7 protein-coding genes and 1 tRNA gene are annotated in these 15,760 nt (G+C 48.6%); 4 read left to right on the forward strand and 4 right to left on the reverse strand.

The window, feature by feature from the left end; genetic code table 11:
• Positions 1 to 22: 22 nt before the first annotated feature.
• The gene (locus JZ784_RS07455) at positions 23 to 577 is read right to left on the reverse strand and encodes a hypothetical protein (RefSeq protein ID WP_346314409.1); all 555 of its coding nucleotides are present in this window, start codon (positions 575 to 577) and stop codon (positions 23 to 25) included.
• A gap of 227 nt (positions 578 to 804) precedes the next feature.
• Here JZ784_RS07455 and JZ784_RS07460 point away from each other — a divergent pair, with 227 nt between their 5' ends.
• The 3 genes from JZ784_RS07460 to JZ784_RS07470 all read left to right on the forward strand — a co-directional run bounded on the left by JZ784_RS07460 (position 805) and on the right by JZ784_RS07470 (position 12,341).
• On the forward strand, positions 805 to 2,304 hold the full coding sequence (locus tag JZ784_RS07460) for a cation:proton antiporter (RefSeq protein ID WP_346314410.1): 1,500 nt from the start codon (positions 805 to 807) through the stop codon (positions 2,302 to 2,304).
• Positions 2,305 to 2,711: 407 nt separating this feature from the next.
• Positions 2,712 to 11,948, forward strand: a complete 9,237-nt coding sequence (locus tag JZ784_RS07465; protein WP_346314411.1) for a BapA/Bap/LapF family large adhesin — start codon at positions 2,712 to 2,714, stop codon at positions 11,946 to 11,948.
• Between the two features lie 72 nt (positions 11,949 to 12,020).
• On the forward strand, positions 12,021 to 12,341 hold the full coding sequence (locus JZ784_RS07470) for an MGMT family protein (RefSeq protein ID WP_346314412.1): 321 nt from the start codon (positions 12,021 to 12,023) through the stop codon (positions 12,339 to 12,341).
• A 48-nt stretch (positions 12,342 to 12,389) separates the two neighbouring features.
• Here the strand turns inward: JZ784_RS07470 and JZ784_RS07475 are convergent, their stop codons facing one another.
• Both JZ784_RS07475 and JZ784_RS07480 read right to left on the reverse strand, forming a co-directional pair.
• On the reverse strand, positions 12,390 to 12,830 hold the full coding sequence (locus JZ784_RS07475) for a universal stress protein (protein WP_346314413.1): 441 nt from the start codon (positions 12,828 to 12,830) through the stop codon (positions 12,390 to 12,392).
• Positions 12,831 to 13,134: 304 nt separating this feature from the next.
• Positions 13,135 to 13,530: a hypothetical protein gene (locus JZ784_RS07480; protein WP_346314414.1), complete on the reverse strand. Its 396-nt coding sequence runs from the start codon at positions 13,528 to 13,530 to the stop codon at positions 13,135 to 13,137.
• Positions 13,531 to 13,710: 180 nt separating this feature from the next.
• Between JZ784_RS07480 and JZ784_RS07485 the strand changes: the two genes are divergently transcribed.
• Positions 13,711 to 13,787, forward strand: a tRNA-Met gene (locus JZ784_RS07485).
• A 246-nt stretch (positions 13,788 to 14,033) separates the two neighbouring features.
• Here JZ784_RS07485 and JZ784_RS07490 read toward each other — a convergent pair.
• Positions 14,034 to 15,659: an NAD+ synthase gene (locus tag JZ784_RS07490; protein ID WP_219189929.1), complete on the reverse strand. Its 1,626-nt coding sequence runs from the start codon at positions 15,657 to 15,659 to the stop codon at positions 14,034 to 14,036.
• Positions 15,660 to 15,760: the final 101 nt, after the last annotated feature.

Raw genomic sequence — 15,760 nt, forward strand, 5'->3', positions numbered from 1 at the left:
GCAAAGGGCTGCGCTAAATGGATCATTTATGAATGAATTTATTTAAATTGCGCAATATACGGATGCTGACATACAGGGCGGCCAAGGCAAATAATCCTATGCCAAAAACCACATATTTCAGATTGGAAATATCAGCAGCATAAAACTGCCGAATTTGCGAGTCCGGGTAGTGGAGCGACTGGCGCTGCTGGGTTCGGCTGTCAGTGTAATTTACCTTTTGAATATAATAAAAATTTCCCGCATGAATCAAATCGGCATCATGAATTTGACGGGTTTGCTGCTGGTTATAGTCATCAATGCAGATTTCAGGATAGTGCGCGCAGCTGGTTTTGGCGATATAGCCATTTTGCGCAATCGCAATATATACAGCCTGATCCGGTTTTTGATTATTGGACAGCAGCACCAGCTGTTCTTTGGCTGTGGATTGCACATGTATTTTTTGCGCTTGCGCAAAATTTTGTTCTGCCCGGAAAATTTCATGGCTTTTCGCCAGGCAGGTCAAAATTAAGGCTGCTGTCACCATAAAAATAACGGCGGCAAAGCAAATGCGGAAAATAAGCTTAATGGTATGATGCATAAGAAAAGCACAGACAGTATAAAGTTAGAGCGGATGCATAAAAATTCTGCATGAAGCGCTATGTTATCGCAATGCATGCATTTGTGAAATAAACTTAATTGATACATGCGGAGGCTTATACTTTCAGTATAATATTTTAAATATAAATGATATTTTCGAAATCATTTATTTTTTGAATAATTGCGTGAATTCCCCGCTATAGCGCGCAGCACAGAATTGGATACAGAATGGGAAACTTTTTTTTCTTACAGGTCTTCACAGTAATTTTTGCACTCTCCATTGCAACGACGATTTTTAATAAGCGGATTTTAGACTTTCCGCAAGCCATCGGCGTGCCGCTGGTCTCTGCGATTTTCGTGTTTATTTTACAGTGGGGCGCCAGCCTGCTGAATGGCAATCAATTTATCACCATTAATATCCATAATATTGAAGAAGCTGTCCGGCATATTGATTTTTATGACTTTTTGATTAATGGTGTCATTTGTTTCATTCTGACTTCGTCTGCGCTGAAGTTTAAAGTTTCTGATTTACGCAGCTATTGGAAACCCATCAGTATTTTAGCCAGTATTGCTTTAGTGCTTTGCGCAACGTTTTTTGGCTTGGCCTTGTACGGCTATCAGTTCTTGGTGGGCCAGCCTGTAGAGTTGCTGGTGCTGCTGCTGCTGGGTGCGGCTTTAGGCGCAACTGACCCGATTGGCATTAAAGGCGTGCTGAGTTCGGTACGCGCGCCGCATCATTTGATCGTGAAACTGGAAGGCGAATCCCTGTTTAATGACGCCATGTGTATTGCCTTGTTCATGACGCTGATGAATGTGCTGCAGGGCGCGCATGTCACCGTTTTCGGCGTGCTGAAAACGCTGCTGTATGAAATTGTCGTGGCCGTCATTATTGGCTGGGGATTTGGGCAAGCGATTCTGCGCCTGCTGCGCGGCAAGCATGAAATGGAATCATTGATTTTGACCACTGCTTTATTGGCCTGCGGTTCTTATTTGGTGGCGCTGTTTGCGCATGCGTCTGCGCCGATTGCCTGCGTTATTGGCGGCCTGATTGTCGGCAACCGCTGGAAGGAAATTTTAGAAGCGCGTGAAATCCGCGAAATAAATCATTTTTGGCACACGGTAGAAGGCATTATCAATTCGTTCTTATTTACCTTGATTGGCTTGGAGCTGTTCATTCTCGATCTCAGCGTCAGCCTGATTTTAGGCGGCATTGTGGCGTTCTTTATCCTGCATGCTTCACGTTTTGCGGCCAATTACCTGTCATTCGCATTTTTCCCCAGTTTCCGGCATAAAAGCTATAACGGCAGTTTAGCCATTTTGTCCTGGGGCGGGGTGCGCGGCGGTATTTCGCTGGCGCTGATTTTAGCGGTGGCCAACGTGCCTGAATTGAGCGAATACAGCAGTATTTTAATTGGCTATACTTTTATTTCGGTATTGCTGTCAGGCATTGTCTGCGGCTTAGGCCTGCCAGCGGTGATGAATGCGTTTTATCACAATCCGAATGAAGAAACACAAGGCTTTAAAGGCTGGTATCAGCGCATGTGCCATAAAATGAACCGCAAAGGCTTTCAGTATATTGTCGGGGAAGATGCGTTTGGCAATGAAAATATTACTGTATATAAGCCGGAAAGTTTAATTGATGAAAAAGCGGATGATGGTGTAGCGGCCGTGCATAATCCTGAACGGGTGCAGGAAGTGAAAAGGCTGGAACATCCAGATAACTTCTAGAGCGGCAAATGGCGGATTCGCAAGCATCCTGCATGCTGTACAGGCGGAATTCCTGAAGAGGGATTCCGCTTTTTTATCTTCAATTGGTGCTGCAGATAGGGCTGGCCCATGCAGCAGGCGCGGAAGGAGGCAAAAAACCCGTATGGTTACAAAAAATAGCGTGAAGTGAATCGCAAAAACAAGTGTTTGTTATTTATTGCTAATTTGAAAAATAAAATATGAAGATGCAAGTAAAAAAATGACCGCTTTCAAGCAATGCTAGAAATATAAAAAAACTGTGATATAAAACACACAATTAAAAAAATGTTGCTAATGATTTGTATTTAAATAAATTTATTAAATAAAACAAATCGTTAAAAAAATTAGAACTTCATAAGACCTTATTAAAAGAAATAGAGAGTTTAGCTATGACGCAAATTTCTGTGATCGCGAAGGAAAGCCACACGCTGCTGAATCAGGTTGATTCCAATACTGTGAGCCTATCTGAAAATTCAGTTGTTGTTGTTAAAATCCCCAAAGAAGATGTTGCCTCGATTACCCGCAGCGGCGACAGCGCAATGATCAATTTAAAAAATGGTCAAGTCATTGTTGTTGAAAATTATTTCAACATGGCAAATCCAGACAACAGCTTGGTTTTTGAGGGTGAAGACGGAAGTTTGTATTGGGCAAAATTTACCGATGGAACAGGCGCAATTGCGGATGTCATTCAATATCAGCCATTAAGTGAAATTGAGCCGCTGCTGTATAAAGACTCCTTAACGGGCGTGATTTTGCCTTGGGCGCTGGGCGCAGGCGGTGCCGGCCTGATTGGCGCGGCAGCCAGCGGCGGCAGCGGTTCATCCGGTGACTCAGGCAATGCTCAGCCAGCGGCGGCGCCTAAAAAACTCGCCGCTTTTGAAGTTGCGGATAATGCTGCGCCAAAGATCGGCAAGCTCGCATCAGGTGATGTATCCAATGACAAAACCCCTGTGGTATCCGGCAGCGGTGCAGAGCCAGGTGCAGCAATTAAGGTCTATGATGCTGGACAAGTGATTGCTTCGGCGACAGCAAAGGCAGACGGCACATGGAGTGTTGAAGTTCCAAAAGAACTGCTGGACGGCGCGCATTCAATTACGGTCACGCAAACAGTGAACGGCGCAGAAGGGCCAAAATCGGATGTTTTGGATTTCACTGTGGATACGAAAGTTCCAGCGGTCAGTATTGATGATCTGGGGGAAACCAAGAACAGTAAACCGGTGATTTCAGGGCAAACCAGTGAACCGAAGTCTGAAATTGACGTTGTCATCAAAGATCAAAGCGGCAATGTGATTGACAGCGGTAAAGGTGCTGTAGACGCTAACGGCAGCTGGACGTATACGCCAAAGAATCCGTTGCCTGAAGGCGAATATGACGTAGAAGTAAAAGCGAAAGATCCTGCCGGCAATGAATCGGCGGCATCAGGCGGCGGCTTAACGGTAGATACCACGAAACCGGCTGTTTCAATTGATCCGCTTGAACTCACCAATGATGATACTCCTGCCATTCAAGGCGCTGCTGAAAAAGGCGCAGCGGTCACAGTGGAAATCAAAGATGCTGGAGGCAATACCGTGGAATCCGGCAATGCAGCAGTGGATGGAAACGGCAACTGGACATATACGCCAAAAGCATCGCTTGCAGACGGCGCTTATACCGTGGCGGCCACTGCTACTGACCCGGCGGGAAATACAGATACAGCATCAGGCGGCGGCTTAACGGTAGATACCACGAAGCCGGCCGTTTCGATTGAGCCGCTTAAACCAACCAATGATAATACTCCTGCCATTCAAGGCGCTGCTGAAAAAGGCGCGGCGGTCAAAGTGGAAATTAAAGATGCTGGCGGCAATACCGTGGAATCCGGCAATGCAGCAGTGGATGGAAACGGCAACTGGACATATACGCCCAAAGCATCGCTTGCAGATGGTGCTTATACTGTGGCGGCCACTGCCACTGATGCGGCGGGCAATAGCGCTTTTGCAGCAGATGCAAATTTAAAAGTTGATACTGTGCCTCCGACGGTAGATATCAATGATTTATTTGCCGCAGCGGCATCCCGCCTGCTGATGAGCGCTGCAAGCGCAACTGCATCAACTGTGCCGCAGACCAATCAAATCAAGCCGACTTTCTCTGGTTCATCAACCAAGAGTATTGAAGTCATGATTTATTTGCAGGATGGCACTGGCAAAACGGTGGATTCAGGCTTGGCAAAATTAGATACAGCAACTGGCAAGTGGACGTATACGCCATCGCATGATTTGGCAGAGGGCTATTACATGCTTCAAGCCATTTCAAAAGATGTGGCAGGCAACCAAAGTGAGCCGGCAGCCAAAGCATTTATTGTGGATATTCAATCGCCAATTATTGAAATTCAAGATGTTGGCTTAAGCAATGATGTGACTCCAGATGTGAAAGGCAAGGTCAATGAGCCGGCGTCTGCAGTGACAGTGAAAGTGGTGAATGCGGCTGGAACTGTCATTGAAACAGGAAAAGCGGCAGTTGCATCAGACGGCACATGGAAATATACCGTCAGCGCAAATCTGGCTGATGGCGCTTATCAGATCACAGCCAATGCAAAAGATAAGGCAGGCAATGTCACAGCAGATGTCAGTGCATCAGCGCAAATCGATACCGCAGCGCCCACATCAGTATTGACGGTTAGCCCAAATGGCGACGTGACAATTTCATTCAGTGAAACTGTCAAAGGCTTCGATCAATCAGGTATCACGGCACAAGGCGGCACATTAACTCATTTGGTTCAGCAGGCAGACGGCAGCTGGACAGGCCGCGTGACGGCAGAAGGCAATACCGGCGCATCAGGCAGCGTAACTGTGAAAATTGCAGATGGCAGCTATACTGACCTTGCCGGCAATGCAGGCAAAGGTGCTGTTTCTGCAAGTGTGGATGTGCCAAGTCTTGACACAACAGCGCCATCTGCATCTATTTCAGTAGGTGCAGATGGCGCGGTCACGGTAGTTTTCAGTGAGCCGGTCAAAGGTTTTGAACCTTCAGATCTTAAAGTTGCGGGCGGGAACCTGCTGGATTTAACTGAGCAGCCAGACGGCAGCTGGACAGGCCATGTTGCCGCAAATGGCACTACAGGCGCTTCAGCTCAAGTCGGGATATCTATTTCAGCTGGGGCATATGCAGATTTGGCCGGCAATTTAGGGCAAGCTGCATCAGGTTCTGCAGTTGTGCCTAGCCTGGATACGACAGCCCCTGCGCCAACTTTAGCTTTAGATGCAAATGGTCATTTAATCATCACCTTTAATGAGCCGGTGAAAGGCTTTGATGCCTCTGATGTCAAAGTGGATGGCGGTACCGTCAGTGGCCTGAGCCAGCAGCTGGACGGCAGCTGGACAGGTAAAGTGGCAGCCCATGGAAATACGGGCCTGCCTGGCAGTGTTGTCGTTTCTATTGCGGACGGCAGCTATGAGGACCTCGCAGGCAATGCCGGCAAAGGCGGATTTATTTATGCAACTGTTCCAAGTGTAGATGCCACCGCGCCAGCAGCAAGCATCAGCATTGCGACTAATGGTGAAGTGATAATTAGCTTCAGCGAGGCGGTGAAAGGCTTTAACGCATCGGATGTCAAAGTTGCGGGCGGCATACTGGCTGATTTGGTGCAGCAGGCAGACGGCTCTTGGAAAGGCCATGCGGTGGCAAACGGCTCGACTGGCGCATTAGGCAAAGTCGAACTCAGCATTGATGCAAGTTCATATCAAGACTTGGCAGGCAATCCAGGTCAAGCCGCGTCTCAATCTCAGAATATTCCTAGCGCAGACAGCACCGCGCCGGCGGCAAGCATCAGCATTGCGCCCAATGGCGAAATCACCATCAGCTTCAGCGAGCCGGTAACAGGCTTTGACGCATCGGATGTGCAAGTGGCAGGCGGCACATTAAGCGGCCTGACGCAGCAGGCGGACGGCACATGGAAAGGCCAGGTGATTGCAGACGGCAGCACAGGCGCTGCAGCGCAAGTGAATGTCAGTATTCCTGCAGGCTCATATGCAGATAATACAGGCAACTTAGGTCAATCAGCATCTCAATCACAAACAGTACCAAGCGCAGATACGGCAGCGCCATCCGCATCAATTGCAGTCGATGCCCGTGGCAATGTGACAGTAACATTCAGTGAGCCCGTCAAAGATTTTGAGCCATCCGATTTGAAAATCGCAGGCGGCACATTGCTTGATTTAGTACAGCAGTCAGACGGCTCTTGGAAAGGCCATGCTGTGTCAAATGATCCAACAGGCACACCTGGAAAAGTTGAACTTAGTATTGCTGCAGGTGCATATACAGATCATGCGGGCAATCCAGGTCAAGCCGCTGCACAGTCACAAACTGTGCCAAGCATTGATGTCACAGCGCCGTCATCATTTATTCAATTAAGCGCGGATGGCGATATTGTCATTTCATTCAGTGAACCGGTAAAAGGCTTTGACGCATCGGATGTGAAAGTGGCGGGCGGCACATTGATCAGCTTAACAGAACAGGCTGATGGAACTTGGACAGGCAAAGTCGCTGCCAATGGCGCTACTGGCGCAGCGGGAAGCATTGCCGTTGAAGTTGCAGCCAGCAGCTATACTGACCTTGCAGGCAATGCCGGCCAAGGCTCAACAGCAGTTCAAGTGGTCCCGAGCATCGACAGCACCGCGCCAGTTTCGATCATGACGCTGGATACAGACGGCAGCCTCCACATCAGCTTCAGCGAAGCGGTAACAGGCTTTGACGCATCAGATGTGCAAGTTTCGGGCGGCAGCGTCAGCGGCTTAAGCCAGCAGGCGGACGGCAGCTGGACAGGCCATGTAACGGCAAACGGCAGCACGGGCGCTTCGGCTCCAGTGACGGTCACGGTTGCCGACGGCAGCTACAGCGACCTTGCCGGCAATGCGGGCAAAGGCAGCAGCGCGAATAATGTCAGCGTGCCGAGCATTGACAGCACCGCGCCGGCGGCAAGCATCAGCATTGCGCCCAATGGCGAAATCACCATCAGCTTCAGCGAGCCGGTAACGGGCTTTAATGCATCGGATCTGCAAGTGTTGGGCGGCACATTAAGCGGCCTGACGCAGCAGCCGGACGGCACGTGGAAAGGCCAGGTGATTGCTGATGGCAGCACGGGCGCCGCCGCGCAAGTGGATGTCACGATTCCGGCAGGATCATATACCGACCATGCGGGCAATGCCGGCCAGGCGGCGTCCCAATCGCAAACTGTCCCGAGCATTGACAGCACCGCGCCTGTTTCGGCCATGACGCTGGATGCGGACGGCAGCCTCCGCATCAGCTTCAGCGAAGCGGTAACAGGCTTTGACGCATCAGATGTGCAAGTTTCGGGCGGCAGCGTCAGCGGCTTAAGCCAGCAGGCGGACGGCAGCTGGACAGGCCATGTAACGGCAAACGGCAGCACGGGCGCTTCGGCGCCAGTGACGGTCACGGTTGCCGACGGCAGCTACAGCGACCTTGCTGGCAATGCAGGCAAAGGCAGCAGCGCGAATAATGTCAGCGTGCCGAGCATCGACAGCACCGCGCCGGCAGTAACGATTGGTTTAGATGAAAATGGCTTGGTTAAATTCACTTTCAGTGAAAAAGTATTCAACTTTGATACAGCAGACGTTAACGTTACAGGCGGCACTTTAACTGATTTTGTGAAAGTATCAGATACGCTGTGGACCGCAAAAGTGCAGCCCGCGGTTTCAGGTGTGATCAACTTTGTAAAACTTGCCATTGATGCCGGTTCCTATCAGGATGAAGCAGGCAATCAAGGTCTGAAAGGAGATGCCAGCGGCGATATTATTCCGCCGACAGTTGGGATTGATGACTTTGATTTCTTTGCAGCATCATTTGCCGCGCCAGTTGCAATGTTCGCTGCACGCGCAATGCTGGCTGCTGCGCCATTGCCGCCAGCAACGAATAATCCATCACAAACATTCTCTGGCACATCCACGAAAAGTGTTGAAGTCAGAATCCATATTTATGATTCTTCAAATCAGCTGATTGATTCGGGGGTGGCGAAACTGGATGCAGCTACAGGGCGATGGACATTTACGCCATCTAAACCTTTGGCAGATGGCTTGTTTACGCTTGAAGCGGTTTCTACCGATGCCAGCGGCCTCGTCAGCGCTCCGTCGTATAAAGATTTCATTATTGATACGGTGAAGCCGGAGATTGAAATTGATCAAGCTGGCACAGCTGCAGATGCGGCTCCAAGTTTCAGCGGAAAAACAGAAGCGGGTTCAACGGTCACTGTGACAGTGAAAGATAAGGCTGGCAATGTTGTTGAAACAGGCGCAGGCATTGTAGATGCTCAAGGCAGCTGGACATACAGCGCGAAGGCGCTTGCAGATGGTGACTATACTGTAGAAGCGGCAGCCAAAGACCGCGCAGGCAATGTGAGTGATAAAGCCTCGACACCGCTGACAGTGGATACTCAAGCTCAGCTTGACGGTTTGACAGTCACAGCAAATGCAGACGGCACGGCAACACTGAGCGGCAAGACAGAACCGGGCGCGGCAGTGACCGTGAAAGATCCGAACGGCAAAGACATTCCAGTCACGGTCAATCCAGACGGCACATTCACGGCATCAGTTCCTGCGCCGGCAGCTGAAGGCATCTACACGGCCACAGTAACAGATCAGGCAGGCAACCGCGGTACAGCCGCGGAAGAGCTGAAAGATGCAGTTGCGCCGAAAATTGACGGATTCAATGTTGAGTCACATCCAGACGGCACGGCAACGCTGAGCGGCAAAACAGAACCGGGTGCGGCAGTGATCTTGAAAGACCCGAATGGCAAAGACATTCCAGTCACGGTCAATCCGGACGGCACATTCACGGCATCAGTTCCAGCGCCGGCGGCTGAAGGCGCCTACACAGCCACAGCAACAGATCAGGCAGGCAATAAAGGCCATGCAAGTGATGATTTAACCGATACCACTGTGCCGGGATTGCTGACAGCAGAAGTGAATCAGAATGATGGCGCAACAGTATTTGGTCAGGCGCAGCCGGGAGCATTGATTACTGTTTACAGTACTGATGGAAAAACAGTATTGGGCAAAGGCACGGTTGATGCTTCTGGCCGGTACACAGTCAGCCTGAATCCTGCGCAAGTGGATGGTGAAAGCGTTAAAGTGACTGCAAAAGATCCTGGAGGCGAGTCATTGCCGAAAATGGCATCTGCGCCTGATCTCTATGCGCCAGATGCGCCTGCAGCTCAAGTGACGGCGGATGGCAAAGCCGTAACAGGATCTACAGAGCCCAATGCGGAAATTACGGTTTATGGCGGCAGCAAAGGCACGACCGTCCTGGCTGTCGGTAAGGCCGATGCCAATGGCAGCTATACCGTTGCATTGAATCCTGCTTTGGTGGATGGCGAAGCTGTTAAAGTCACGGCAAAAGACCCAGGCGGCGAATCTCTGGCTGCTCCTGCTATTGCCCCTGATTTGTATGCGCCAGCAGCGCCTGAAGCCGCCTTGGATGCTCAAGGGCAAAATGTTACAGGCCATTCAGAGGCTTTTGCTGAAATCACCGTCTATTCTGCAGACGGCAAAACGATTTTGGCGCAGGATAAAGCGGATTCAGCAGGGCACTTCAGTATTCAGCTTCCTTCAGCGCTAACAGATGCGCAGCAGATTTTGGTGACTGCGCGGGATAAGGGCGGCGAATCTGATCCGAAAGCACTGACTGCGCAAAGCATTGCAATGGATGCTGCAGATAATTTAGTTACGGCATATGTGGACTTCATCTACCCCGTTGAAGAAACCCGCACATCGAAGCTTTTCAATGTATTTGATGCGGTCAATATCGGCACGAAAACACATGCCGGCTATTTCAATGTAGGCGATCAGGAAATTGGTGAAGCAACGATCAGTGTAAAAACAGGCTCATTGGTGAATCTGTTTGATAAAGCGGAAATGCGTTTGTTCCAAATGGATGCAGATGGCAGCTGGAAGCTGATTGCATCGAATAAGGATTCTGGATTGCTGGATATTTTGGGACTATTTGGAGAAGGCGCTGCAGTGCGCGCCAATAATCTTCAGCCGGGCAATTATAAGTTTGAATTTGTCGGCGGATCGGCGATTGGCCTATTCACTTCAGTCAGCGCAAATCTGTCGCTGAAAGTGTTTGATACTTCGGTCAATCCAGAGGTGAGCGGGACTGCAGAAGCAACTGGAAACGTCATCAGCGATACTGATTCGGTATATGGAAAAGACAGCGTTCCTGCTGGTTCGGTCATCAGCAGTGTAAACGGCAAAGCGGTAAATGGCGCCACAGTGATTGATGGCGCTTACGGCAGCTTAACCATCCAAAAGGACGGTTCTTACAGCTATGCGCCAAAAGCAGACGTAGCAGTAATTGGCAAAGCGGAAGTGTTCAGCTATACCGTCAAAGATCCCGCCAGCGGGAAAGAAAGTGCGGCTGAACTGATTATTCAGATTGGCACGCAGAGCGATCTGGCGCTGAATTGGAATGACAGCCATCCAAAAGAGGATGCTTCGACAGTCGCGGCAACAGACAATACTGACTTCATTGGCGTTGATGCATCAAATACAGTCACGGCCGCAAAAGCCGGCTCTATCAGCTATAGCTGGGCCATTGGCGCGGGCGGAACGAAGTCCGGCTCAACCAAACTGACGGTTGCTGACGGCACCATTGAAGATGTGAAAATCAGCTTTGGCTCGGTTCAGCTCGCATCCTTCTTGGGCGGAACAGTGGTCAATATCTATGACAAAGCGCATAAATTGATTGCAACAACTGGCGCCTCAACGCTGATCGATATTATTACCTTGCTGCCAAATGGAAACAGTTTGAATTTGAACGGATTAAAAGCCGGCGAATATACTGTTGAGGCCATTACAAACAAGGGCTTCAGCATCTTTGGCAGTGTTAGCGCGACCATCAGCCGCAGCGTGATTGATCTGGATGACTTTACGGTGAAATCTGCCGCTGTGCAAAGCAAGGGCAATATCTTCAGTGACAATGACGGCCACGGCACAGATACGCTGGCCTCTAAATACACAGATCTGTATATCTCGAAAGATGGCGGTTTGACCTACACCGCGGTGAAGAGCACGGGAACTGAGATTGAAGGGCAATATGGCAAACTGAACCTGAAAGCGGATGGCAGCTATACGTATACTGCCACCGATGCAAAAGCGCTTTCGGGCCATTCAGAAGAATTTACCTACAAGCTGGCTGCGCCAAATGGTGATGCGTCTACTGCTACATTGAGCATCCAAGCCAGTGTGAATTTTACTGCAAGTACAGGCAATGATGTGATCACCAGTACAGCTGGCAATGATGTATTTAATGCCAAAACGGGCGCAGATACCGTCATTTTCAAAGTGCTGAACAGCTCAGATGCTGCTGGCGGCAATGGCCATGATACATGGGCGGACTTCAGCAAAGCGCAAGGCGATAAGATTGACGTCAGTCAGCTGCTGCAAGGGCAGGGTGCCGATAAGAGCAATATTGGCCAGTTTATTTCTGTTGCTGGCGATGGGAAAGGCAATACCGTTATCAGCATTGACCGTGACGGCCTGCCTGCTAAAGCGCATGATAAGGTGGAATTGCTGACACTGAAGAACACCGACATTGGCCTGCAGGAGTTGCTGGATAACAATCATCTGGTGTTCTAATTTTACCGCGATGGTGCAACAATAAGAGAGCCTTAAGGCTCTCTTATTTATTTCTAGGCGCAAAAACATTATATGGCAAAGCACAGTGACGAACTTGCGCAGCAGATCCTGGCTGTGGTTGACTTGATTCCGCAGGGGCAGGTGGCATCGTATGGTCAAGTGGCGCGTTTGGCGGGGTTGCCTCAGCATGCGCGCTTGGTCGGCTACGTGCTGAAGCAGCTTGATGCAGGCGCAGATTTGCCATGGCATCGGGTGATCAGCAGCCAAGGGAAAATCAGCCTAGGCAAGCTGGATGATGATGGGGCTAATGTGCAGCAGCAGAAATTATTGGCGGAAGGTGTAGCCGTCATCGCCGGAAAAATTGATTTGAAAAAATATCAATGGAAAGGGTGAGTCTTGCAAGACAGCGCCTGCAAGACTGTATTTAGACATAGCAATGAATTATTTGCGGACAACCATGACAGGAATGTCAGATGAACCCAAGACGCTTTGCGCAACACTGCCGAGGAAGAATTTCTTCAGCCCTGTACGGCCATGAGAGCCAATAATAATCAGATCTGCTTGAGCATCTTGAGCTGCTTTAACAATTTCAGTATGCACTGTTTGCCCTTCAAGCAGTTTTGTTTCAACATCAATGCCCTGCGCCGCTAATTTAGATTTGACGGTACTTAAATTATCCACAATCGATGTGCGCGCACGTTCAATCAGGTCATTGGTTTGCGTTGCAGAAATATATTCAGCTGCGATATACGGATCAAGCACCATGACTTGAACGACGGTAATTTTACTGTTAAATGTTTTAGCAAAATCAATCGCTTTTGCCACGGCGGCAAGAGAAGTTTCGGAACCGTCTACAGGGACTACAATATTTTGAAATGACATAATAATTCTCCTTATTTTTCAGCATTTTTAGAGCAGGCACATGCTGCTCACTGTATATAAAAAAACAGCCTCAGCTTGATCATAGCGCGAAACAAAATGAAAGAAAACCTAGCAAATTCATACGGATATTTTAAAGATTATCAAATAATTCAAAGAATATTAATGACTTATCTGTGTACAGTTTGTTGCTGAAATGTATTGCTGATATTTTATTCAACTAAAGTTTAAGAATGTTTTTTATTGAGCTGGCTCTAGGAAAATAAAAAGCAGTCCAAAGACTTGCTTTGGCCTGCTTCGAACAGACTTATTCACATTGAATTGATTTTTCATCTAATTTTATCATCGGCGCATTTTCTTGATAAAACGCTAATATTTGCTGCTTTTCATCGCCAAAGAGCTGCTGCTGCAGCTGGGAAATTTTCTTTTCACTGAGGTGCAAATGGGCGCAATGCAGTGCAATTTGGTTTTGCTTGGCAATTGCAAGGCGTGTCGGGCCATCCTGATCGCTGTAATGACGCAGCTGCTGCTGCGCTTTGCTCAGCTGTGCAAGGCTGCGTTTCTGCTGCATGCTGAGCAGTGATTGGCTATTAATCCATTTGGCAACATCCATGCGTACGCCATTGTAATCGACAAAAATAGGGGAAACGAGCTGGCAGCCGCCAAGGCTCAGCACTAAGCTTAATAAAATGGTCTTTTTCAATGTTTTCACCTTTGGAATAACTGTGTAATTTTTAAATAAAAATGTGAAAATCGCCATAAATAATCACTTTGCTGCTTATTTTTTAGCAGCTTGATGCGGGCTTGATTAAAGTCTGTGCATTTCTGCAGAAAAAAGCTTGACGATGCCTGCTGAACTTTAGATAATGCGCACACAGTTTAAGGCTATGTAGCTCAGTTGGTTAGAGCACCGCACTCATAATGCGGGGGTCACAAGTTCAAGTCTCGTCATAGCCACCATTTTAAAAGACCAAGCTCTCAGCTTGGTCTCTTTTTTTGTCTGAAGAAAAGTACCGCAGAGTATTCTTCAAATCATGTTTTAATGTTTCGCTGTATGCGAATTCATGTCCTTACAGTGAATGAATAATACAGCAAAAAAGGCGGCTAAAATATCTCTGCTGCTGGCAGGCTTGCCAAAGGCAAAGATGAAAAGCAGCCGCCATAAAAAAGCCCAAATTTCAGTTTGGGCTTTTTAATAAATGCGGCTTAAATACCGGGTTTCCAGCCATTGACGATTGGGTAGCGGCGTTCACGGCTGAAGGCGCGTGAACTGATGCGCGGGCCAATTGCGCCTTGACGGCGTTTGTATTCATTGAAATCGACTAAGCGGATGACTTTGGCAACCACTTCTGCATCGAAGCCTTTGGCAATAATGTCATCTTGGCTCATGTCTTCTTCAATGTAGGCATATAAAATGGCGTCCAATACATCATAAGCAGGCAAAGAGTCTTGGTCAGTTTGATCTGGGCGAAGTTCCGCAGAAGGCGGGCGGGTAATCACACGCTCAGGAATCACCGGTGTTTCTGAAATGCTGTTGCGGTATTTTGCCAGCTCAAACACGATGGTTTTATATACATCTTTCAGCACCGCATAGCCGCCAACCATGTCGCCGTACAGGGTGCAGTAGCCGACCGACAATTCAGATTTATTGCCGGTGGACAGCACCAAATTTCCAAATTTATTTGACAGCGCCATCAGCAAAGTGCCGCGTGAACGCGCCTGCAGGTTTTCTTCGGTTGCATCCGCGGGCGCATTGCCAAAGAATGGATAAAGTGTCTGCATAAAGCCGGACACAATCGGGTTGATTTCGGCAATGCCAAAAGTCACGCCCATGTTCTTCGCCTGTTCCGCCGCATCTTCAACACTGATTTGCGCGGTGTAGGTATAGGGCATCATCACCGCCTGCACTTTATCAGCGCCAATCGCGTCGGCGGCAATCGCCAAGGTCAAAGCCGAATCAATGCCGCCGGATAAGCCTAAAATCACGCCTGAAAAGCCTGAACGCTGCACATAATCACGGGTTGCCAGTACCAGGCTTTGGTAAATTTCAGCCATGGTGCCCATGACAGGGGTAATGGCGCCTTTGATAAACGCTTTTTGCCCCGCATCATATTCAGCGATATACAAATCTTCTTTGAAGCTCGGCGCTTGCAGTGCAATTTCACCGTCTTTGCTTATCACGAAGCTGGTGCCGTCAAAAATTAAATCATCTTGACCGCCGACTTGGTTGCAGTAAACCAAGTTCAAATTCATTTGTTTGGCCAAAGCCGACATGGTTTCAATGCGGTGCTGCGGTTTGCCGACTTCATAAGGTGATGCATTCAGCACCAATGCCGTTTCAACATTCAGCTGCGCCAATTGCTGAACCGTTGGCAGCGCCCAGACATCTTCACAAATCAGCACGCCAAATTTGTGGCCGAGGTATTCAAAGACCAAATGCTGATGGCCTTCGGTGAAATAGCGTTTTTCATCAAATACGCTGTAATTCGGCAAGTTCTGCTTGTTGTAGATGCCTAGAACCTGACCGTCTTTCATGACGGCAGCGGCGTTATAGCGCTGGCCGTCTGCTGTTTGATTGACAAAACCGAAGACTAAAACGATGTCTTTAATTTCTGCCAGTTTGTCAAAAGCCTGCTGAGTGCGTTTGCTGAGGCTTGGGCGCAGCAAAAGATCTTCTGCTGGGTAACCTAAAGTAGAAAGTTCAGGAAAAACAATAATATCGGCATTTTGTTTTTTCGCTTGATTTGCCTGCTCCAGCATTTTTTCGGCATTTGATGTCAAGTTGCCAGTATGTGGAGAGAATTGGGCAAGCGCAATTTTAAAACTATTCATTCCAACTAAATCCTATTCCTATAGGGGGTGAATGCACTAAAAAAACTGATTTTTATTATGAGTATTATTCAGCAGAGTGCATTTTGATACTAAAAATACAG

This window comes from Acinetobacter sp. CWB-B33, assembly GCF_039655955.1.
GTDB classification, from domain to species: domain Bacteria; phylum Pseudomonadota; class Gammaproteobacteria; order Pseudomonadales; family Moraxellaceae; genus Acinetobacter; species Acinetobacter bouvetii.